The following is a 20,524-nucleotide window of genomic DNA, read 5'->3' on the forward strand; positions in this document are numbered from 1 at the left end:
TAGTACAGTACGGTAGACTAATTGTTGAGTTAAAATGTTACAACAGTAACACATCAATGCGGTGTGCGTGCACCATCTGCATTTCTACAGACCATGCAAACACGGTGAACTGCCCATCCTGGGAAGCTACCAGCGCAATTGCATCATTTTGATCGTAAACAAACTGGGCCGCTGCCAAATGCCGGGTGCCGCCGTTTTGCGCAGGGTGTACCTTGGTGGCCTTTGCTTCAGCAAGAGGCTCGGTCAACACGATCTGACCAATGCGGGCGCTTTTTTCTGCACGCGTAAGCTTTGCGCCAAAAGCAAGCAGATCGTATTTATTGGTGATGATGGTAGCGCCATCAACCGCCGTGAAACCGCCGATAAGGTCTATTGCTTCTAAAAGCGATTCCTGCCATTCGCGCTTCTTGCGTTCGGTATCGTTAAGCGACAGCAATTCTGGTATTGCGCTGTATGCCGGTGTAACCGGGTATTTAATAGGATGCACAACAGATTCGTGCCACTTATCAGTACCCACCGGCACAATAGCCACCAGGCCGCCCTTGCCATGCAAGCGCATAGACGAGGCTAACTGCACCAACACGTTGAACGATTCGCCCATGAAAGAGGGGAGCGGCATATTCGCCAGCGATTTAAGCAGCACGGGGCAATCGGCTACGCCCATGGTAACCTCGTCAAGCACCTTTATCTGGTCGCCCTGCAACACGGCAATGTTCACAAATTTGCCGAAGCCATCTACCCGTCGGTGTTTGATCACCAGTAAGCCCGGCTCTACCACTTCCAATACGAAACAAATAGAGGGGATGCTGTGCGTGGTACCCCATATGAACAGGTCGTCGCCCTCTCGCCAAACGCCCAGATGTATGCCGGGTTGCTCCACAGCGGGGGCCAGTTTTATCAGGTTCTGCGGCGTAAGCCTAAGCTTTTGCCCGAATATCAACGGTTTATCGGATTGTGTGGGGCTGAGCAATGCCAGCGATATCTTTGGCGAATGCCCTTCCTCGCGCCGCAGGCTGGCCCAAAAGCCGATATCGATAACGGCCTCTATAATCATGCTATCGGGCGCGGTAGCCAGGTTTACGCCTATAATCTCCTGCGCTTCAAGCAGGTGCTTCTTAAAGTGCGCCTCAATAACAGGTGCAACAATGCGGGCCGGCAAGTAGGTAGGTTCTGATAGCATTTGGGGCAGATAGTATGTTAAGGCAAAATTAATTAATTACTGCCCTTTTTATATATAAAATATTCTTTATGACTTAATTAGGAGGGAGTGTTGACTATTGGTTGACTATTTGTCTGAACTCGAATTTTAAGGAATTTTTAGAATGGGCAGAATTGAATGACCGGTGCGTACAATGCTTCTGTAAAATTCCTCAAATTCCCCCAAATTCGAGTTCAGAAAAAGCCCCCCCCCCTAAAACGCCGGCTTCAAAGCCAATGCCGTGCCACTGCCAAGTATAGCTCCGCTAAACACATCGGTAGGGTAATGCACGCCCAGGTACATGCGCGAATAAGCCGTACCGCCGGCCCACAAAAACGCGGGCGCTATTACATACCATTTTGGGTAAGCCCTTGATACCGCCATGGCGGTAGAAAAACTGGTAGAGGTATGCCCCGATGGGAACGAGCTTTCGCCGGGGATATAAACCGGCACTATCTTTAAATTACGGATAAACGGGCGGGGGCGGCCCACCAGTTTCTTGATAAGGTAAGTAGCCACAAAGGTGATAGCCGTGCTGCTGGCCACATAGCCCGCGTTTTCGCGCATATTGCGGTCGTTAGTAATAATGCCGCCTACCAGCAAGGCCGCAGGCACGCCTATATTGCCGTACATGAGGTTACGCGAGAGGAAACGCATGGTAGGCGTCACCTCGGGCGTTCGGTTCAATGCAAGGCTTATCATGGTGCGGTCGTCAAGCCGTTGGATGAAGTTATCTACTTTGGGCACCACAACGGCCACTTTGGGTTTTGGGGCGGGTAGGGCAGCTACTGTATCCTTGGCGGGTACTACTACGGTTTGCGCCAATAGGTTGGTACCCCCCGCAAAAAATGTTAATAACTGTGCCGCTATGGCTATTTTGATCGTGCGCTTGTAAAAAAAACTCATCATAGGTGTACGGCTTTGTTTTAATATTTATATTTATCCCAAACCGTGTATTTGTGTTAGCAAAGTACTCAATAAATTGTTTTGCACCTAATTCGTTTGTGCACAATTTTAGGTAAGGGTTGTTATAGCAGCATCTATTTATGAACTACCAGCAATTGATAAAACAGGTTAGCGAGCATGTGCTGGCCTATTACAAAACCCATGGCGATCCGCGCCTTGTTTACCACGATAAAAAGCACACCGAAGCGGTTGTGGCCCGGGCAACCGAAATTGCCAACCACTACCAGGTGAACGATCGCGACTACTTTGTGGTGGTGGCCGCCAGTTGGTTCCACGATACCGGCTACATGGTGGATATAAACAACCACGAAGAAAAAAGTGCCGAACTGGCCGTTGCCTACCTCAAAAAAATTGGCCTGCCCGAAGACGATATCGCCGATGTAAAAGGATGCATTATGGCTACCCGCATGCCGCAATCGCCCTTAAGCTTACTGGAGAAGATAATCTGCGATGCCGATTTGTACCATCTGGGTACCGACGATTTTTTCGATACCGATAAAAAGATGCGTAAAGAAGGCGCTACGCTGCATGGCCTGGAGGTAAAAAAGGCTGAGTGGTGGCGCAAAAGCATCGCGTTTTTATCGGCACACCAATACCATACCGATTATTGCCAGGTGCTGTTGAACAACACCAAGCGCAAAAACATCGAAGAATTGAAGAGCAAGCTGGCCAAGGCACAGGAAAAAGAGGCCGGCGACCAGGCTGCTGCGCGGATAGCCCCTGTACCAGTGGTGGCCGAAAAAAAAGCCGACAAAACGAACAAAGATAAGGACAAGGAGAAACAGGAGGAGCCCAAAAAAGGCATCGAGACCATGTTCAGGATAAGCTCATCCAACCATCAGCGATTGAGCGATATGGCTGATAACAAGGCCCATATCATGATAACAGTAAACTCTATCATTCTATCGGCCATCATCAGTTTGGTGCTGCGCCGCCTTAGTGAGAACGAGTTTTTGGTTATCCCTACCTTTATCCTGTTAGCCATCAGTCTGCTGGCTATTACTTTCTCTATCCTGGCCACGCGGCCATCTATTCCCGAAGGGTTGTTCACCCGCGAAGAAGTGGATAATAAAACCGTGAACCTGCTGTTTTTTGGCAATTTCTACAAAGCAACCTTAGAGGAATATACCTACGGGATGGAGAAGATGATGGACGATAAAGACTTTTTGTACGGTAGCCTGATAAAAGACGTGTACGCGCAGGGCGTGGTGCTGGGCAAAAAATACCGGTTGCTGCGCATCGCCTACAACATTTTTATGTTTGGGCTGATCATTTCGGTACTGGCGTTTATCGTATCGTCGGCATTTTTTGCGGGTAAACCTATATTGTAAAGGCTTATGCAAAAGTACTTCAATCGCGACCTGAGTTGGCTTGGCTTTAATCAGCGCGTGCTGGACGAGGCTGCAAACACGGCCGTGCCGCTGATGGAACGTATCAAATTCCTGGCAATATACTCTTCCAACCTCGATGAGTTTTACCGTGTGCGCATGCCCGTGTTGCGTGCCCTCCAAAAAATAGGCGAAAAGAAAAGTAGCGACGTAGATGCCGATAAGCAGGCTGATATATTGCAGCAGGCATCGGCACTTATACTGGCCCAGCAGCAGCATTTCGGCGAAATACTCACTACCCAGCTTATCCCGTTGCTGCGTAAGGAAAAAGTAAACCTGATATATAATCAACCGCTGCCTCAGATTTTGCAGGCAGAGGTGAGCAATTACTTTTTGGCCGAGGTGCTGGCCTTTTTGCAGCCCATTGCATTGGATGCTACCCACGGTTTCTTCCCCGAGAATAATAAGATATATTTTTTAGTAGAGCTGCGCGAAAACAATACCGATAAGCTGGTACTGATTAATATCCCATCGGATAACCTGCCGCGCTTTTATTCTGCAAAGGCCGATGGCCTGCAATACATCTGCTTCCTGGACGATGTTATCCGCTGGAACCTGGATAAGCTGTTCAGGCATGCCGAAATTAAAAACTGCTACAGCTTTAAAATTACCCGCGATGCCGAACTCGACCTGAAAGACGAGTACTCGGGCGACCTTTCGGAACAAATTGAAAAGCAACTCAACAAACGTGACCTGGGCTTTGCGACTCGTTTTTTATATCAGGCAGATATGCCCATGTGGATATTGGATAGCCTGAGCAATTACCTCAACCTTAATAAACCCACCAGTATGGAAGGGGGGCGCTACCATAACCTTAAAGATTTCTTTGCCCTGCCTGTTGGCGCGCCAAATTTGGCGTACGATAAATGGCCGGCAGCTATGCTGGAGGATATCAGTCCGGATGAATTGATTGCCGATGCATTGGTCCGCAAGAATCTGCTGATAAACGCGCCTTACCAATCGTACGATACCATCCTGCGGTTTTTTAATGAGGCAGCCAATAACCCCGATGTGGAGGAGATGAGCGTAACGCTTTACCGCGTAGCCAGCGATTCTAAAATAGTGAACGCCTTGATCAGCGCGGCCAAAAACGGCAAAAAGGTGCGGGTAGTGGTAGAGTTGAAGGCCCGCTTTGATGAAGCCAATAACATCAAATGGGCCAAAAAGATGAAGAGCGCCGGTGTGGACATCATCTACAGCGTTACTGCGCTAAAGGTGCATGCCAAAATTGCGCTCGTAAAGACACGCAAGGGCGGGCGCATAGCTTACACCGGACTCTTGGCTACCGGCAATTTCAACGAGGGCACCGCCCGGTTCTATACCGACCACATCCTGCTTACCGCGAACCCCAAATTGCTGCGCGAGGTGGAGTTGCTATTCCTGTTCCTGGCTAAACGCGAGAAGCCGACGGAGGATAACCACATCGATTTTAAATATATACTGGTAGCGCAGTTTAATCTGCAAACCCGTTTCCTGGAACTGATAGACCGCGAGATAGCCTTTGCAAGGCAAGGCCTGCCCGCCGCCATCACCATTAAGATGAATAACCTCGAAGAAAAGGTGATGATAGATAAGCTCTACGAGGCATCGCAGGCGGGGGTGAATATATCGCTGCTCATCAGAGGAATATGCTGCCTGATACCAGGCGTAAAGGGCCTGAGCGAGAACATCAGCATCAAACGCATCGTTGACCGTTACCTGGAGCACGGGCGGGTATTCATCTTCAATAACAATGGGCAGCCTGAGATATTCATGGGCTCGGCAGATTGGATGAACCGCAATATATATCATCGCATAGAGGTCTGTTTCCCGGTGTATGATGAGGCCATAAAGCAGCAACTAACAGAAATAATTGCCCTGCAGCTAAACGATAATGTGCAGGCGGTGTTGTTAAATAAACAACTACAAAACATTAAGCCGGAATTAACCGGTACGCCGGTACAGTCGCAACAGGCCATCTATCGGCACTTAAGCCAAAAAGAGGTTGTATTAATACCATGAGCATGAAAACGGTAGCCATTTTATTTTCTGTAATCATATTAGGCGTCATTGGCGCATCCTGTAGCCAAAATGATGGCAAACAAAAAAAAGGCAAGCATAAAAAGGATAAAGAAAAACAAGAGGCCGTTGCCGTATCGCCTCCGGGCTATGATTTAAGCAAGCCGGTTGAATATAAGATGCCATCAGAATTGCTGGAGATATCGGGCATTGCCTTTAACAAGGGCGACGATAACCTTATTTATGCCGAACAGGATGAGAATGGCAACATCTATTACCTGCATCCGGGTGATAAAACACCAAAAAGTGCTAAATTTGGTAAACATGGCGATTACGAAGACGTAGCCGTTGGCAACGGCCAGGCGGTTATCCTCCGCAGCGACGGCGAGTTACACAGCTTCCCCATTACGGAAGTAAAGGGCGGGCAGATAAAAAGCCAAAAGGTAAAAAACCTGATGCCGCCGGGCGAGTATGAGGGCATGCACTTCGATAACGAGAGCGGCAAGCTCTATATCCTGTGCAAGCAATGCGCTATTGATAAATCTACCGATAACAACTCGGGGTATATATTCAATCTCGGCACCGATGGCAGCATTACCAAAACAGGCGACTTTACCGTAAATGCCACCACGGTTGACAGTGAGGGCGAGATAAAAAAGTTCAAGTTCCGTCCATCGGCACTGGCGCGTAGCCCGCTCACCAAACAATGGTTCATCGTATCATCTATAAATAAGCTGCTGCTGGTTACAGATGATAAATGGAAAGTGCAGGCGAGCTACCCTTTAAAGGGTTTCCTGCAGCCCGAAGGTATCGCGTTCGATAGTAAGGGCAACCTGTATATCTCCAATGAGGGCGACGAACTCGACAGCGGCAACATATTGTTTTTTAAGTACACGAAACCCTAATGATGAAATACAGATAATTTAGCCGCATGCGCCCGTCGCATGTTGCTGATAAAACACCCCTTCTGCTATGCGTAAACATCTACTTATCCTCTCCGCCATACTTGCTACCGTCGCCACTGGTTACGCGCAGCAAAATACAGTTAACGAATTGCCCGCGCCCCAATTCAGGGACAGCATCGTAGTAAAAGTACACCCTTCCTATAACGATGTTACAGGTGCCCATAAATGGCTCTTCGGCAAAAACTACCGCGAGGAATGGGCCGTGCCTGTAAAACTACCCATCATCCGTATTAGCGAGGTGTATGGCGGTCTTACGCCCGATAAAGAGGGCGGAGGCTATCAATCCAAATCGCTAAGGCTTAAGGATAAGAAAGGCCACGAGTGGGTGATCAGGAGCGTAGAGAAATCGCCGGACAAGCTGCTCCCGCCGAATTTTGCGGGTACATTCGCGGTGGATTGGCTTGACGACGCTATCAGCGGGCAGCACCCTTTTTCGGCGCTGATTGTTGGCCCAATGGCCGAGGCCGCCAATGTACCGCACTCCAACCCGGTAATAGGCGTTGTTGCAGATGACCCCGCGCTGGGCAAATTCCGCCAGAAATTTGCTAACACCATTTGCCTGTTGGAAGAGCGCGAACCGGGTGGCGAATCTGATAACACCCCCAAGGCTCTAGGCAAGATTATAGAAGACAACGACAATCATTTTGATGGCGAGGCATTTTTGCGCGCACGCCTGCTGGATTTGCTGGTGGCCGACTGGGACCGCCACGAGGACCAATGGCGCTGGCTCGACAAGCAAAAAGGCAACGGTAAAATGTACATCGGCGTACCCCGCGACCGCGACCAGGTACTGCACGTAGCACAGGGCTTGTTCCCAAGTATCGCGTCTTTGCCCTTCATCACCCCGGCCATAGATAATTTCAGCGGCGAGATACCCCGGGTAAAATACTCTATTTTCAAAACCCGCTTCATCAAACCTTATACCGATGCGCAGATATCTTTTGAAGATTGGATGCGTATTACCAACGCCTTTGTAGCTGCCGAAACCGATGCCGTACTGGAAGCAGGCTTGCGCAAAATGCCGGTCGAAGCTTACAACATCAGGCATGATAAATTACTGGCCGAGCTGAAGCAGCGGCGCGATGCCATCCCGAAAGCGATGGAGGAGTATTACTACTTCATTAACCGCCTGGTAGATATACGCACCAGCGATAAAAATGAGCAGGTAACCATTACTGATGCGCCCGATAACGGCATGCGGGTGCTTATCCAAAAAATAACTAAAGAAGGCAAGCTGGGCGATACTTTGCTGGATATGGTGTACAAGCCGGCCATTACCCATGAGATACGGCTCTTTATTTCGGGTGGCGACGACCATGTGATTATCAACACCGCCACTTCCACCATCAACCTGCGCGTGGTTGGTGGCAAAGGCAACAAAATTTACGAGGGTATCAAATCTAACGGGCGTGTGAAGCTTTACGATAAGCCGGATAGTCTCAAATTCATCGGCGACGAAAGTATCTTCAGGAAGCGCCTTTCGCGCGATACCTTCAATACCAAATTCATCCCTACCTATCCCTACAATGTTTGGATGCCGCTGGCTACCGCCGCCCTCAATGCCGATGACGGCTTTCTATTGGGCCTGGGCGTGCAGTACACCAAATACGATGGCTTCCGCAAGCTGCCTTATACCAGCCTGCAGCAGTTGATGGTAACACGTTCTTTCTCTACCGATGCATTCAGGATACGCTATAGCGGCGAGTGGATACACGCATTCGGTAAAACAGACCTGCTGATGAACGCCAAAATACAGGCACCGGATAATACCATGAACTTCTTTGGTTTCGGCAACAGCACGCCCCTGGTGAAAGGGCCTAATTACCGTAGGTTTTACCGCACAAGGTTCGATACCTACCAGTTCGACCCGGCACTGCGCTGGCGGCTGGATAGCGTGCAAAGCATCAGCGTTGGCCCATCTTTCCAATATTACCATTTCGATGCGGAGGGCAATGCAGGCAGGCTGATTACCAACCCGCCGCTCATCAATTCATACGATAGTTTGATTGTGGGTAAAGACAAGCTGCATGTGGGCATAGCCATTAACTATATAGATAACGAGCGCAAAGGCGGCGTGTTCCCCAACGATGGGCATTACTTTACCGTTAGCTTAACCGGTTACAGGGGATTGAACAGCTACTCCAAATCGTACGGTCAGCTGCGTTCGGAGTTTACCTTCTATAAAAAACTAACCAGCCATGGCGCATTGGTACTAAGCGACCGTATAGGTGGCGGTATTACCGTTGGCCGCCCGGCCTTTTACCAGGGGATGTTTTTGGGCGGGCAGGGCAATCTGCTCGGCTTCCTGCAAAACAGGTTCGCGGGTAAGCATATGGTGTATAACAACTTCCAGGCAAGGCTTAAACTGGCCAACATCAAGGGTTACCTATTGCCCGGCCAACTGGGCATCAGCGGGTTTTATGATGTGGGCAGGGTATGGGCCGATAATTACAACTCAGGCGGCCTGCACCAGGGCGTAGGCGGCGGTGCTTACTTCTCGCCGGCCGCGCTTATCGTAATACAGGTATTGGCCGGCCACTCTGTGGAGGGCTGGTACCCGTATGTGTCGTTAAACTTTAGGCTTTGATGTTGTGATTTAACCGCAAAGAACGCGAAGAAAAAACGCAAAGAGCACAAAGTATTGCAAGCTGAACAGTGAAGAGTTTGCAAAGCTTTGTGCTCTTTGCGCTAATGAAGCCGCTAATCTTTGCGCCCTTTGCGGTTAAACTGAGGTTTAACAGGTTCTCCATCTGCACATTTGAAATCTGAAATCTGCACATCTTTCTTAACCTACATTAACTTTCCGTTTTAACCTACATTAAGTTGAAATGCTGTGTTTATACCGACATTTGATATCAACAAACAAGAACAAAACACAAACAATTTAAAGGAGACAACATCATGGAAAATACCATAAACGGCATCCACCACATCACAGCAATAGCTGGTAATGCCAAACGCAACTATAACTTTTACACCAACGTTTTGGGCCAGCGCCTGGTTAAGAAAACCGTAAACTTCGACGACCCTGAAACATACCATTTATATTACGGCGACAAGGAAGGTACCCCCGGCAGCATCCTTACGTTCTTCCCATGGGAAGGCATACAAAGCGGCCGCAGGGGCGCAAGGCAGGCTACTGAAATCGGTTACTCGGTACCAAAAGGAAGCCTCGATTTTTGGGTAAATCGTTTCGAAAAACATAACGTGATTTACAACAAGGTGTCCGAAAAATTTGGCGAAGAATACTTAACGGTATTAGACCCTGATGGCTTGAAGCTGGAATTGACCGCATCGAAAACTGCCGATAACCGCTTACCATGGGAAACAGATGAAGTTAAAGCAGAGAACGCCATCAAAGGCTTCCACAACGTAACCATCACCACCAATAAAATGCAGCCTACTGCCGATATTTTGACCGGCGTATTCGGTTACAAATTGTTGGAGCAGCATGTAAACCGTTACCGTTTCGTAACTGATGCGGTTGAAAATGCCAACATTGTTGATTTGGTTGAAGTTGCCGGAGAAGTTGCAGGCCACGTAGCAGGTGGCAGCGTGCACCACGTAGCCTTTAGGGTAGCCAACGAGGAAATATTGATGCAATACCGCGAAAAGGTAGCCGCTTTAGGTTTGCATATTACCGATAAAATAGACCGTAACTACTTCTATTCGCTGTACTTCCGCGAACCAGGAGGCGTGTTGTTCGAAATTGCTACCGACAACCCGGGCTTTGCAGTTGACGAATCGGTTGAAGAATTGGGCCAGAACCTGAAATTACCTGCACAGCACGAACGTTTCAGGTCGGCATTAGAAAAATCATTACCAAAACTGTTCTAATTATTTATGTACAGTCACACAAAGCAAATTAAAACGGCGGGTGCAGCACCCGCCGTTGCTAAAGGCGCGCTGATACTGCTGCATGGCAGAGGTGGCACCGCAGCCAATATTATAGGTGTAGCAAACGAATTGGATGTAGATGGTTTCGCCATATACGCTCCGCAGGCCACCAATAACAGCTGGTACCCCTTAAGCTTTTTAGCACCCGATGCACAAAACCAACCCGCCTTAGATTCGGCATTGGAAATGGTAGATGAAACGGTAAAACAGGCATTGGCAGACGGTATCCCGACGCATAAGATATACTTCCTGGGTTTTTCGCAGGGGGCCTGTTTAACGCTGGAATACATCACCCGCCATGCCCAACCATTCGGTGGCGCGGTGGCCTTTACCGGTGGACTGATTGGCGAGCGCTTGAATTTGGATAACTACAAAGGCGATTTCATTGGCATGCCCGTACTGATAACCACCGGCAACCCCGACCCGCATGTGCCGTTGAGCAGGGTAGAAGAAAGCGTAAAAGTTTTGAAAAGTATGGATGCAGCCGTTACGCTGAAAGTTTACAACGGCAGGCCGCATACTATCAGTCGCGAAGAAATTGATCTGGCTAACAGCACCATATTTATATGAACAAACTTATAGCATGGCTGTTAGCCAAATGGACTGCGAGCAATTTTAAAAAGGTAAGGAAATGAACTACGACGATACAGAACTCATAAACAACGAAGCCATCCACAACTTTGAACTCTTTGTGGATGGCCATCGTGCCTTTATCGATTACAAAACCAAGGATAACAAAATCTATCTCATCCATACCGAGGTGCCTAAAGAACTGCAGGGCCAGGGTGTTGCCGAAGCGATAGTAGAGAAGGCCTTTAAATACATCGAAGCACATCATTTAATATTGATACCGCTTTGTACTTACGTACAAGTTTTCCTGCGTAAACACCCCGAATGGGACAGGCTTTTAGCAGCATAATACAATGGAGCAGTTTAAAGTAACGCGCGTTTATGCCGATGAAAACGGCGACAGCCATTTCGATGAAGTGTATTACCCGCTTACTGATGGCGGCCCGATTGGGCACCTATCACAAAGCGTGGCGGTAAAGGAAGTTGTCTTCAGAAAAGTGCCTGCCGGATATAATGACCTGCATACTGCACCAGCAAAACAATACGTGGTGTTGTTGAATGGCGGCGTAGAGATAGAAACCTCCCTCGGCGAAAAACGAAAGTTTGAGCAGGGCGAGGTTTTATTAATGGAAGACACCACCGGCAAAGGGCATCGAAGCAGTAATCTGGAGCAGCGGGAGCGGAGTTCGTTGTTTATAATCTTCTGAATTAGGGCACGGAGGGCTAAAACAGCTTTAGCCTATCGCCCGTTAAAGTTCAGGCCCCGTCGGCTTGCTTTTGCCCGGCATAGGGTTACCCTCAGCCATTTCCCAAAGTATTTCGTCCATCCGTTCCAATTCCGTTTCGATGTATCCTAACACCTGGCCATCTGAGGGGTTGGTACGTAGCATAGGGAAAAGCCCCATCAAATTTGCTAAAGGGCTCCTGATCAGGTGCGATTGCTTCCACGTCATCTCACGTATTTTTGCGATATGCGATTGTATGCTCTGGTAGGCTTTCTGCAGATCTTGTTCCGCTTCTTTCCGTTCGGTAATATCGGTTATGGCCAATACCAGGCCGAGTATTTTATTCCCCTTATCAGCAATCGGGAACATCCTTACATAATACCACAACTGGCTATCGTCTTCTTGTGGATAACTCACCTCGTAACTTATGGCGTTACCCTTAAAAACATCGCGCGTATATTCCAGGAATTGCCGCCGCCTGTCATCCGGCATCATATCATATATCTTCGCATTGCTACTGGGGTCAAAGTTGAATTCACTTTTTGCCAATATCAACGCCAACTTGTTGTATTCTACTAAATTGAGATCGGCATTTAGCAAGGCGTATGCCGTATCCGTATTGCTTAAAATGGTTTGTAAGTTGGCTTCGCTTGTTTTAAGCGATTCTTCTGCTTTTATTTTTTCTGTAACATCGTTTGTAGATGAAAGCCTTACAAACCGGCCCTCAAAAACAATGTCCTGGGCAATAATATTGACTAAAATCTCGGTTCCGTCTTTTTTAACATGCTCAATAACACCAAAGTCGGTAGCCTCTTGTAGGTCGGTGTTGTATCTTTGCAGCAATGTCTCCCAATATCTAACCGGGCGCAATTTTTTAACATCCATGTGCAGTAGCTCTTCGGGCGTATAACCATATAATTTCGCGGCGGCGTTATTGGCGGTTATCACCTTCATATCATCTTTGGCAACAATCCATAAAGGTAAAGGGCTGCTTTCAAAAAGTAATTTATATTTCTGCTCAGACCTCTTTAGCTCATCTTCAACCTTTTTGCGGTCGGTGATATCTATCATCGAACCGATAAAGGTAGGCTCGCCTTCAAGCAAGGCACGGCTTCCGTAAAATTCTATCCAGTTCGGGCTGCCGTCCTTTCGTTTACACATGGCTTCATAATGCACACTGTCAACGCCCTCCGCCCTTCGTAAATGGACCATTTCAAGCAGGCTTTGCCGGTAATCGGGGTGTATAAGTTTTTCAATAGGATCGGTGCCTATTAATTCATCCGGCTCATAACCAAATACTTCGGCGAACCATGGGTTTACATATACTACTTTGCCGTGTTGAACGATGTATATCCCCACCATTGATTTTTCGGCAAGGGTGCGGAACTTTATTTCGGCTGTGCGCAATTCTGCTTCCATCAGTTTCCGCCGGGTAACGTCGCGGGCCACAACCAGTATCCTTTCGTCTACGAATTTCTTCAGGTTTATCTCCACATCTATTACGCTGCCGTCCTTCTTAATGATCTTCCTTTCCGCTATGGTCGATTTTCCAGGTTCCAGTCCAGCGTAGATCAAAGGGTAGTTTTGCAATATTTGAGCATTCAGCAGCGAGGTAATGTTCATCTGCAGTAATTCTTCACGGCTGTAGCCCGTCATATTACATAGGCTGTCGTTCACATCCATAAAATCGCCGGCATTGCTTAATACATATATCGCATCCGAAGCATGCTCGAACAGGGAGCGATACCTTTCTTCGCTTTTTTGCAATTCGGTATTTAAATCCTTTAGCCTTGCAGAGCGCTCTTCTACCTTTATTTCCAGATCGCTATTTATATTCCTTATTTCTTGTTGGGCCTTTGAGCGCTCGCCGTCTACTTTGTTTAGCCAGTTTGCCGTTATCCATATCATAACCAGGCTGGTTGCTAAAAGGCTGATGGCCAATAAGGAAATACCGATCTCGGGCGGAAGGATATGGAAACGCTCGCTTTGGATACGCAGGGAACCGAAAAAGATAAGCACCAGCATTAAGGTGATAAAATGCCGCCGCGCCATCCGGTTACCTAAGCCATTACCTGTAAATAGCCTTGCAACGCCCAGGTTAGGGTATAAACGCGCAGCAGCCAACGAAAGCATAAAGAGTAAAACGGCGGTATGGATAGCCATTGAACTTACATAAGACAGCTTATACAACATGGATACACCATACACATACCCCATAATGGCTATGCCCGCAATCACGGTGACTACATGCAGTAAATATTGAAAAACGACGTGAAATTTGCCGGGCTGGGTACTTAAGCCCAGCAAACCAGTCCCTAATAAAACAAAACTTACCGCAGCGTTATTAGCCATGCGGCCGGGGAATGGAAAGCGGGTGGTTACGGATTGGTAGTCTGTTACAAAAAACTGGTCGACATGAGCATCAAAATGTAATTGATACTCCAGGAAGGTGATGCCGCCAATAGCGGCTACTAACAGCAACAGTACCCGATAAATAGTATTTATCGCCATGCTTTGCTGCCCGTTTCTGATGTAAAGGGCCACTCCCAACAAAACAAAGCAAATGGCTGCGTTCGCCTTCATGGTAGCCAGGCCGGGGAATACGCCTTTGAGATTTTCTACGCCGAAAAACCACCCTATAAGCACAGCTATTCCCGTAAGGACTGAGAACAGGCCAATTCGTTTATTTGCTTTATTGGGTAAAAAACGACTATCGGGTAATGGTTTATAATTCTGAAGCAACTGCAACCAGGTTTATTTATTAAATGTAGAACTAATAGTTGTAATGCTGCATAACAAATTTGTGATAATTATTGATGCGGGTATGCTTTCTTCTGCATTTGCGGATATTACGGGCAACAGCAACTGCAGCAGCAATTTGGAACAGAAGGAGTGGAGTTAGTTGTTTATTATTTTCTGAATCAGGATTTTTCGCGAGTTGTTGTTCTTTGGTGCTCAAGAGGGCTTCGCCGTTTTCGGAATTCGAGAGTTTTCAGGATGATTGCTATAGAGTTTGGACACTTAATCTGAAGCAAGATTATAGAATGTCTTATTACACCAATGAGAAAGCTTGTTCTTCCAAATAGGCTGCTCCGCGTAAAACGCCGTAAGTCCCCAATCTTTTTACTGAAAGCTTTTTGTCAAGTAGATATTTCAGTTGGCTAGATGTTTTTTGTATCGCCTCCCAATTCCACGATTCTACTTTCCCGTTTTCGGAGTTGTTGCTTTCCGATTTTAAAGCTCCTTTTTGATTCCAACGCCCTATGTGTGAATGTTTAAGGGTTTTGCCACTTATCCCTCCTAAATAAAGCTGTATAAGTCCCCATCCCTCAGTTGCAAATCTGTACGTGTGACCCTCGCAGTATTTGGGATTTAGTTCTATTTTTCTAAAACTGGGTTCAACTTTAAACCGCGGCGACCATAATTGAAAGTGAATTGCAGATGGCACTTCATTTTTTAAGTCAAAACAAGAAGTAATATCAATTAGCGAGTTGTAATTTTTTACAGTTTCTCCCAAGCGGGAATATAAATCGAAGATTTGTAAATCGGTTTCCTCAAGAATATAAGTTAAAATGGCAACTTTATCCGATTCGTCCGCAAAGAAATCGTATGTCATTTAGGGCTTAACTATATATCATTAAAACTCCTGACTTACCTTCCTTGTAGGGCTATCCAGCTTGGCGCTTTTGCGTATGCCGCCTACTGTCATGTGTACAATGTTCAGCTGGTCATCGTACAGATTTTGTAGCAGGCTTACGTCGGCATCAATCTTTTTTGGGCTGGCTATTTTTGGCGATTCCAGGTAAACGTTCACCGCTTCTTTATTGATTTCGTAGCCCAGGTAGCTTAATGGCAAGGCTGCTCCGCCGGCGCGTAGTTGCAGGTGGGCGGCGGCGTATTTTTTTACCAGGTCGTCCATAGCGGCGTGCATATCGGGTTTGGTCAGATCGGTACGGGTATTGAATTGCTTTGTAAGCGCAAGTTCGAAATCATCCGTAAAAATGGTCAGGATAACCTCCATCTGCCCGTCCTTAGCGTTATAGCTGATATCTGATGTGCTTACGTGCAGCGGGTGGAAAGCTGCGGGGGCGGGCTTATCTGCCCAAAAAGCACCCAACAAAATGTAACAATATAATAGCGGTTTGGCCAATAAAGCAGTCATAACAGTCCCCGGTTTTATTTATAATTAAAACCTGCTAAATTTACGGTTTCAACGCCTGTTTATTGCATGTCTGATTTTGTTTTTTATTTCGGGTTAGGGTGGAAGCATATCATCAGCCTGGATGCGCTGGATCACCAGCTGTTTATTTTAGCGCTGGCGGCGGTGTACACGTTCAAAAATATCAGGCAGGTGTTGATACTGGTTACCGCCTTTACCATTGGCCATAGCTTAACATTGGCCCTCAGTGTGCTCGATGTGATACGCTTCAGCAGCAAATGGGTTGAATTTTTGATACCCTGCACCATTTTTATCACCGCCCTCAACAATATCCTGCGGGTTGATAAAAAGGAGGGGAGCGCAAAGGTAAATTACTACCTGGCCCTCGGTTTCGGGTTGATACATGGCATGGGTTTCGCCAACAGCATCCGCATCATGCTGGCGCAGGATCAGGGCGTAGGCATGGGGCTTTTCGGGTTCAATATCGGGCTCGAGGCAGGGCAGATCGTCGTAGTAGCCATCATCCTGGTGCTGGGCTGGCTGTTCATGAATTTATTGCGGGTGCGGCGGCGCGACTGGGTATTTTTTATATCTTCGGGTGTGTTTGCACTGGCCATAAAAATGGCGGTGGAAAGGCTCCCATTTTTGCATTGAAAACTTTTTTAAACTTAAACAGATATATGAAGCGGATCTTTACAGGGATTTTATTCGTGATTGGCACCGTTGGAGCATCCTTTGCACAGGATATCCAGAACAACCCGGGCAGTAATCACGGTAACAAATTCGAGCAGTTGGGCACCATCCTCAACACGCCGAACGAACAGCGCACGGCCAGCGGTGCGCCGGGCGTAAAATATTGGCAGCAGCGTGCCGATTACAACATCAAATGCGAACTTGACGAGAAGAACCTGACGCTCAAGGGCAGCGAAACGGTTACTTATTTCAACAACTCGCCCGATGTGCTTACCTACATTTGGCTGCAGCTGGACGAGAATGAGCACAGCTCGATAAACAACGCAGGCTATCAGGCCAGTTCTACTATGCCCAAGCAAACCACGCTGCAGGGCCTCGATCGCACCATCGTGCGCAACGGCGATGCGGATAATGGCCTTGGCGATATCATCACCAAGCTTACCGATGGTACCGGCAAAAAATTGGCCTACACCATCAACAAAACCATGATGCGTATTGAGCTGCCTGTGCCGCTTAAATCGGGCCAGCAGTTTATATTCAACATCGACTGGAACTACAAGATAACCGACCGTATGACCGTTGGCGGCCGTGGCGGTTATGAATTTTTCCCCGGCGATGGCAACTACCTGTTCACCATGACACAGTGGTACCCCCGCCTTTGCGTGTACAGCGATTTCCAGGGATGGCAGAACCACCAGTTTACAGGCCGTGGCGAGTTTGCGCTTACCTTCGGTAACTTTCACGTGCAGATGACAGTACCTGCCGACCACGTGATTGGCGCAACCGGCGAGTGCCTAAACTACTCGGCTGTTTTGAGTCCGGCTAAGCTTGCCCTTTACAATAAAGCAAAAACATCAACCAAACCGGTAGAGATCGTAACCCTTGCCGATGCTAAGAAAGCCGAAGGCGCACCATCTGCCGCCAAGAAAACCTGGGTGTTCCAGGCCAATAACGTGCGCGATTTTGCATGGGGATCTTCACGTAAATTCATCTGGGATGCCATGGGCCAAAATGTTGCAGGCAAACCGGTGATGTGCATGAGCTTCTACGGCAAAGAAGCCTACAACCTGTACAGCAAATACTCTACAAGGCTGGTGGCGCATACCATCAAAAGTTACTCAAGTTTCAGCATCAACTACCCTTACCCGGTTGCGCAAAGCGTAGAAGCATCAAACGGTATGGAGTACCCGATGATCTGTTTCAACTACGGCCGTACCGAAAAAGACGGCACGTATAGCGAAAGCACCAAAAACGGCATGATCGGCGTTATCATCCACGAGGTTGGGCACAACTTCTTCCCGATGATTGTAAACAGCGACGAGCGCCAGTGGAGCTGGATGGACGAAGGCCTCAACTCCTTTGTGGAGTACCTTACCGAAGAGCTATGGGACAATAAATTCCCGAGCAAAAAAGGTGCGGCATACACCATCGTTGATTATATGAAACTGCCCAAAAACGAGCTGGAGCCCGTCATGAGCAACTCTGAGAATATCGTGCGCTTCGGGCCGAATGCTTATACAAAACCGGCTACAGGCTTAAACATCCTGCGCGAAACCATCATGGGCCGCAAGCTGTTCGATTATGCCTTTAAAGAATACGCAAAACGCTGGGCATTCAAACACCCAACCCCTGCTGATTTGTTCCGCACTATGGAAGATGCCAGCGGCGAGGATTTGGATTGGTTCTGGAGAGGCTGGTTCTACGGTACTGACCCGGTTGACATCTCTCTAGATTCGGTAAAAGTTGGTAAAGCCGACTTGAAGGATACTTACACCATGCCACGTGGCTCATCGACAACTGCGAAAGTTGCAGGCCCTGCGGTAAATAGCTTCGATGATATCTCCAAGATACGTAACCGTACCGATAAGAGCATCGTTTTCCAAACAGATAGAGACACCGCTACGCATGATTTCTACTGGAAATATGCACGTGGCCTGGCTGGTGTGGATACCCTTAAGTTCTCCAACCTGATAAAAGCACAAACCCCGCCGGTTTTCGAAACCGACATCCCAACTACGGATGACAAAGCGAAGTATAGCTCTAAATATGCTTACCAGCTAAACTTTAGCAATAAAGGTGGCTTGGTGATGCCTATCATCGTAGAGTTTAAGTTCACCGATGGTACCACGTTTACTGACCGTATCCCCGTACAAATCTGGCGCCTGAACGAGAAGAATTGCAGCAAATTCTATGTGCTGGATAAGGAAGTGGCATCTATCAAATTAGACCCTATGCGCGAAACCGCCGACATCGACGAAACCAACAATTTCTGGGGTAAAAGCGGCGAGCCGACTAAATTCCAGGTGTTTAAACAAAAGATGGGCGCTAACGGCCCTGTACGTGGCCAATCTACCGGCGTAAACCCAATGCAGGTAGCTACGGGCAGCAAATAATAGAAAAAGGCATTCGGCCCCCCACCGAATATATATAAAACCAACAGCCGGCTAAGGAATTAGTCGGCTGTTTTTTTTTTAAAAGAAAGAGTATTTATGTTATTTGTATATTTAAGCACCAAAATACCGTAAACCTTATGAGATATTTTTCCTTTAAAGCACTAATTTATCCGGCTTTTTTATTTTCTGTTGTCATCATTTGCTCCTGCGGTAAAGGCTCATCACCAAAAGGGGAGGGTAAAAGCACAAGTAAAAGCATTACGGGGTTCAGTCTTAAAAAGGCAGACGGGTCTGATTTCGCTACGGCCGACATTTCGGTTAGCATCGTTGGCGATAGTGTCCTCATCACTCTGCCTGCAACTACCGATATAAGCAACCTTGTACCAAATATTACGATAGATGCCGTTACGATTTCTCCTGCAAACGGGATTTCGCAAAATTTTTCCAGCCCGGTAACATATACGCTAACCGCGGGTGACGGCACCACAAAAATGTATTTTGTGGCAGTGCATCGTGGGAAATTTAAAAGCATATTATTTGTAAGCGGGCAAAACCAAACCTTATATGCCTTAAATTCCCTAAACGGTAGCCTTATTTGGAAAACTACCGCAGATAAAGATTTTGCACCACCGATATTTTATAACGGAATGGTTTTGGTTGGTAACGCAAATGCGTATATGTACGCATTTGATGCCGCCACGGGCAATTTAAAATGGAAGAATGGATTGGGAGAGCAGCGATTTCGTGCTATAATGGCCGGTGCACGGGTATGTTTTGTATCGGGTTACAGCATTGTTGCTTTAGATGCTGAAACAGGTACCTACAAATGGGGCTACTCGCCAGGTGGTATGATACGGTCGGAACTAACCTATGTAGATAATGTTATTTATATTACCAGTGCCGATGGCTTTGTACATGCAATTAACGCCGCCGACGGAACTCTAAAATGGAAGCATCAAATTGGTATTAATATGGCGCTATCGGGTGTGAGCGTGGCAAATGGTGTGGCTTACCTTGGCGGTTATGATGGGTTTTTCTATGCCCTGAACGCGAACGACGGCACTGAAAAGTGGAAGCTTTATTTCGATAAATATGCCCTTTACAACTGCAGCGCAGCCGTAAAGGATGGGCGGGTTTATTTTATTACTGGTGAGTATATAGGGTACGACCCAGCGCACACCATACGTGGAAGCTTGAATGCGGTGCAGGAAGCAGACGGTAAGTTCTTGTGGAGAAGCCTTGATAATGTGGGCTTTTTTGCATCCGGGCCTGTGATAGCGAACGACAAACTGTATATAAACGGAGATGATGGAAAGCTCTACGCGATCAACCCACTTAATGGCAGTATCCTATGGAGCAAAGCTGTTGCAACCTATTCAACGTTACCTGTTGTTTCTGATAATATTGTTTATCCCGGGGGCGGCGGCTCCGGATTTTATGCGGGATACGATGCTGCCACAGGAGATGAAAAATGGAAGTTCCCTATTACCGGCTCTAACGGTACCTCAAGAGCTTTTGTGGTAGATGCTAACGGTAATTATTAATTTGGAGCACTTGGTATAGGCGGGGGTA

General features: G+C 47.5%; 17 protein-coding genes. 11 read left to right on the forward strand and 6 right to left on the reverse strand.

The window, feature by feature from the left end; all coding sequences use genetic code 11:
- Positions 1–37: 37 nt before the first annotated feature.
- On the reverse strand, positions 38–1,180 hold the full coding sequence (locus AC1DYT_RS06000) for a putative sensor domain DACNV-containing protein (protein ID WP_477468733.1): 1,143 nt from the start codon (positions 1,178–1,180) through the stop codon (positions 38–40).
- 231 nt (positions 1,181–1,411) lie between these two features.
- The gene (locus tag AC1DYT_RS06005; RefSeq protein WP_477468734.1) at positions 1,412–2,107 is read right to left on the reverse strand and encodes a phosphatase PAP2 family protein; all 696 of its coding nucleotides are present in this window, start codon (positions 2,105–2,107) and stop codon (positions 1,412–1,414) included.
- A 137-nt stretch (positions 2,108–2,244) separates the two neighbouring features.
- Here AC1DYT_RS06005 and AC1DYT_RS06010 point away from each other — a divergent pair, with 137 nt between their 5' ends.
- The 8 genes from AC1DYT_RS06010 to AC1DYT_RS06045 all read left to right on the forward strand — a co-directional run bounded on the left by AC1DYT_RS06010 (position 2,245) and on the right by AC1DYT_RS06045 (position 11,689).
- Complete coding sequence (locus tag AC1DYT_RS06010) at positions 2,245–3,495, forward strand: Pycsar system effector family protein (protein ID WP_477468735.1); 1,251 nt, start codon at positions 2,245–2,247, stop codon at positions 3,493–3,495.
- 6 nt (positions 3,496–3,501) lie between these two features.
- A complete protein-coding gene (ppk1, locus tag AC1DYT_RS06015) occupies positions 3,502–5,553 on the forward strand; it encodes a polyphosphate kinase 1 (protein WP_477468736.1) in 2,052 nt (683 codons plus the stop codon).
- Positions 5,550–6,455, forward strand: coding sequence for an SdiA-regulated family protein (locus tag AC1DYT_RS06020; RefSeq protein ID WP_477468737.1), 906 nt, complete (start codon positions 5,550–5,552; stop codon positions 6,453–6,455). Before ppk1 ends, AC1DYT_RS06020 begins: the two co-directional genes overlap by 4 nt.
- Before the next feature lie 67 nt (positions 6,456–6,522).
- Positions 6,523–9,102, forward strand: a complete 2,580-nt coding sequence (locus AC1DYT_RS06025) for a BamA/TamA family outer membrane protein (RefSeq protein ID WP_477468738.1) — start codon at positions 6,523–6,525, stop codon at positions 9,100–9,102.
- Between the two features lie 314 nt (positions 9,103–9,416).
- On the forward strand, positions 9,417–10,352 hold the full coding sequence (locus tag AC1DYT_RS06030) for a ring-cleaving dioxygenase (RefSeq protein WP_477468739.1): 936 nt from the start codon (positions 9,417–9,419) through the stop codon (positions 10,350–10,352).
- 6 nt (positions 10,353–10,358) lie between these two features.
- Entirely contained in the window at positions 10,359–10,982 is a 624-nt protein-coding gene (locus AC1DYT_RS06035; RefSeq protein ID WP_477468740.1) for an alpha/beta hydrolase, read from the forward strand.
- Between the two features lie 61 nt (positions 10,983–11,043).
- Positions 11,044–11,331 carry a GNAT family N-acetyltransferase gene (locus AC1DYT_RS06040; protein ID WP_477468741.1) on the forward strand — a complete coding sequence of 96 codons (288 nt, stop codon included), beginning with the start codon at positions 11,044–11,046 and terminating at the stop codon, positions 11,329–11,331.
- A 4-nt stretch (positions 11,332–11,335) separates the two neighbouring features.
- Complete coding sequence (locus AC1DYT_RS06045; protein ID WP_477468742.1) at positions 11,336–11,689, forward strand: cupin domain-containing protein; 354 nt, start codon at positions 11,336–11,338, stop codon at positions 11,687–11,689.
- Positions 11,690–11,731: 42 nt separating this feature from the next.
- Here AC1DYT_RS06045 and AC1DYT_RS06050 read toward each other — a convergent pair whose 3' ends face one another.
- The 4 genes from AC1DYT_RS06050 to AC1DYT_RS06065 all read right to left on the reverse strand — a co-directional run bounded on the left by AC1DYT_RS06050 (position 11,732) and on the right by AC1DYT_RS06065 (position 15,869).
- A complete protein-coding gene (locus AC1DYT_RS06050) occupies positions 11,732–14,353 on the reverse strand; it encodes a PAS domain-containing protein (protein ID WP_477468743.1) in 2,622 nt (873 codons plus the stop codon).
- Positions 14,354–14,480: 127 nt separating this feature from the next.
- Positions 14,481–14,666, reverse strand: a complete 186-nt coding sequence (locus AC1DYT_RS06055) for a hypothetical protein (protein ID WP_477468744.1) — start codon at positions 14,664–14,666, stop codon at positions 14,481–14,483.
- Between the two features lie 93 nt (positions 14,667–14,759).
- The gene (locus AC1DYT_RS06060) at positions 14,760–15,323 is read right to left on the reverse strand and encodes a hypothetical protein (protein ID WP_477468745.1); all 564 of its coding nucleotides are present in this window, start codon (positions 15,321–15,323) and stop codon (positions 14,760–14,762) included.
- A gap of 21 nt (positions 15,324–15,344) precedes the next feature.
- Positions 15,345–15,869, reverse strand: a complete 525-nt coding sequence (locus tag AC1DYT_RS06065; RefSeq protein ID WP_477468746.1) for a DUF6702 family protein — start codon at positions 15,867–15,869, stop codon at positions 15,345–15,347.
- Between the two features lie 66 nt (positions 15,870–15,935).
- Here AC1DYT_RS06065 and AC1DYT_RS06070 point away from each other — a divergent pair, with 66 nt between their 5' ends.
- The 3 genes from AC1DYT_RS06070 (at position 15,936) to AC1DYT_RS06080 (ending at position 20,496) form a co-directional block, all read left to right on the forward strand.
- Complete coding sequence (locus AC1DYT_RS06070; protein WP_477468747.1) at positions 15,936–16,520, forward strand: HupE/UreJ family protein; 585 nt, start codon at positions 15,936–15,938, stop codon at positions 16,518–16,520.
- A gap of 26 nt (positions 16,521–16,546) precedes the next feature.
- Positions 16,547–18,952, forward strand: coding sequence for a M1 family metallopeptidase (locus AC1DYT_RS06075; protein WP_477468748.1), 2,406 nt, complete (start codon positions 16,547–16,549; stop codon positions 18,950–18,952).
- A gap of 137 nt (positions 18,953–19,089) precedes the next feature.
- Positions 19,090–20,496 carry an outer membrane protein assembly factor BamB family protein gene (locus AC1DYT_RS06080; RefSeq protein WP_477468749.1) on the forward strand — a complete coding sequence of 469 codons (1,407 nt, stop codon included), beginning with the start codon at positions 19,090–19,092 and terminating at the stop codon, positions 20,494–20,496.
- The last annotated feature ends 28 nt before the right edge of the window (positions 20,497–20,524 follow it).

The sequence above is a fragment of the Mucilaginibacter sp. P1_D10 genome, from assembly GCF_056406215.1.

Bases quoted from the DNA above. Each gene is read 5' to 3' on its own strand.
- AC1DYT_RS06040 (WP_477468741.1), top strand. From the start codon at position 11,044: ATGAACTACGACGATACAGAACTCATAAACAACGAAGCCATCCACAAC.
- AC1DYT_RS06070 (WP_477468747.1), top strand. From the start codon at position 15,936: ATGTCTGATTTTGTTTTTTATTTCGGGTTAGGGTGGAAGCATATCATC.
- AC1DYT_RS06035 (WP_477468740.1), top strand. From the start codon at position 10,359: ATGTACAGTCACACAAAGCAAATTAAAACGGCGGGTGCAGCACCCGCC.
- AC1DYT_RS06020 (WP_477468737.1), top strand. From the start codon at position 5,550: ATGAGCATGAAAACGGTAGCCATTTTATTTTCTGTAATCATATTAGGC.
- ppk1 (WP_477468736.1), top strand. From the start codon at position 3,502: ATGCAAAAGTACTTCAATCGCGACCTGAGTTGGCTTGGCTTTAATCAG.
- AC1DYT_RS06010 (WP_477468735.1), top strand. From the start codon at position 2,245: ATGAACTACCAGCAATTGATAAAACAGGTTAGCGAGCATGTGCTGGCC.
- AC1DYT_RS06080 (WP_477468749.1), top strand. From the start codon at position 19,090: ATGAGATATTTTTCCTTTAAAGCACTAATTTATCCGGCTTTTTTATTT.
- AC1DYT_RS06045 (WP_477468742.1), top strand. From the start codon at position 11,336: ATGGAGCAGTTTAAAGTAACGCGCGTTTATGCCGATGAAAACGGCGAC.
- AC1DYT_RS06060 (WP_477468745.1), bottom strand. From the start codon at position 15,323: ATGACATACGATTTCTTTGCGGACGAATCGGATAAAGTTGCCATTTTA.
- AC1DYT_RS06075 (WP_477468748.1), top strand. From the start codon at position 16,547: ATGAAGCGGATCTTTACAGGGATTTTATTCGTGATTGGCACCGTTGGA.
- AC1DYT_RS06005 (WP_477468734.1), bottom strand. From the start codon at position 2,107: ATGATGAGTTTTTTTTACAAGCGCACGATCAAAATAGCCATAGCGGCA.
- AC1DYT_RS06030 (WP_477468739.1), top strand. From the start codon at position 9,417: ATGGAAAATACCATAAACGGCATCCACCACATCACAGCAATAGCTGGT.
- AC1DYT_RS06000 (WP_477468733.1), bottom strand. From the start codon at position 1,180: ATGCTATCAGAACCTACCTACTTGCCGGCCCGCATTGTTGCACCTGTT.
- AC1DYT_RS06025 (WP_477468738.1), top strand. From the start codon at position 6,523: ATGCGTAAACATCTACTTATCCTCTCCGCCATACTTGCTACCGTCGCC.
- AC1DYT_RS06065 (WP_477468746.1), bottom strand. From the start codon at position 15,869: ATGACTGCTTTATTGGCCAAACCGCTATTATATTGTTACATTTTGTTG.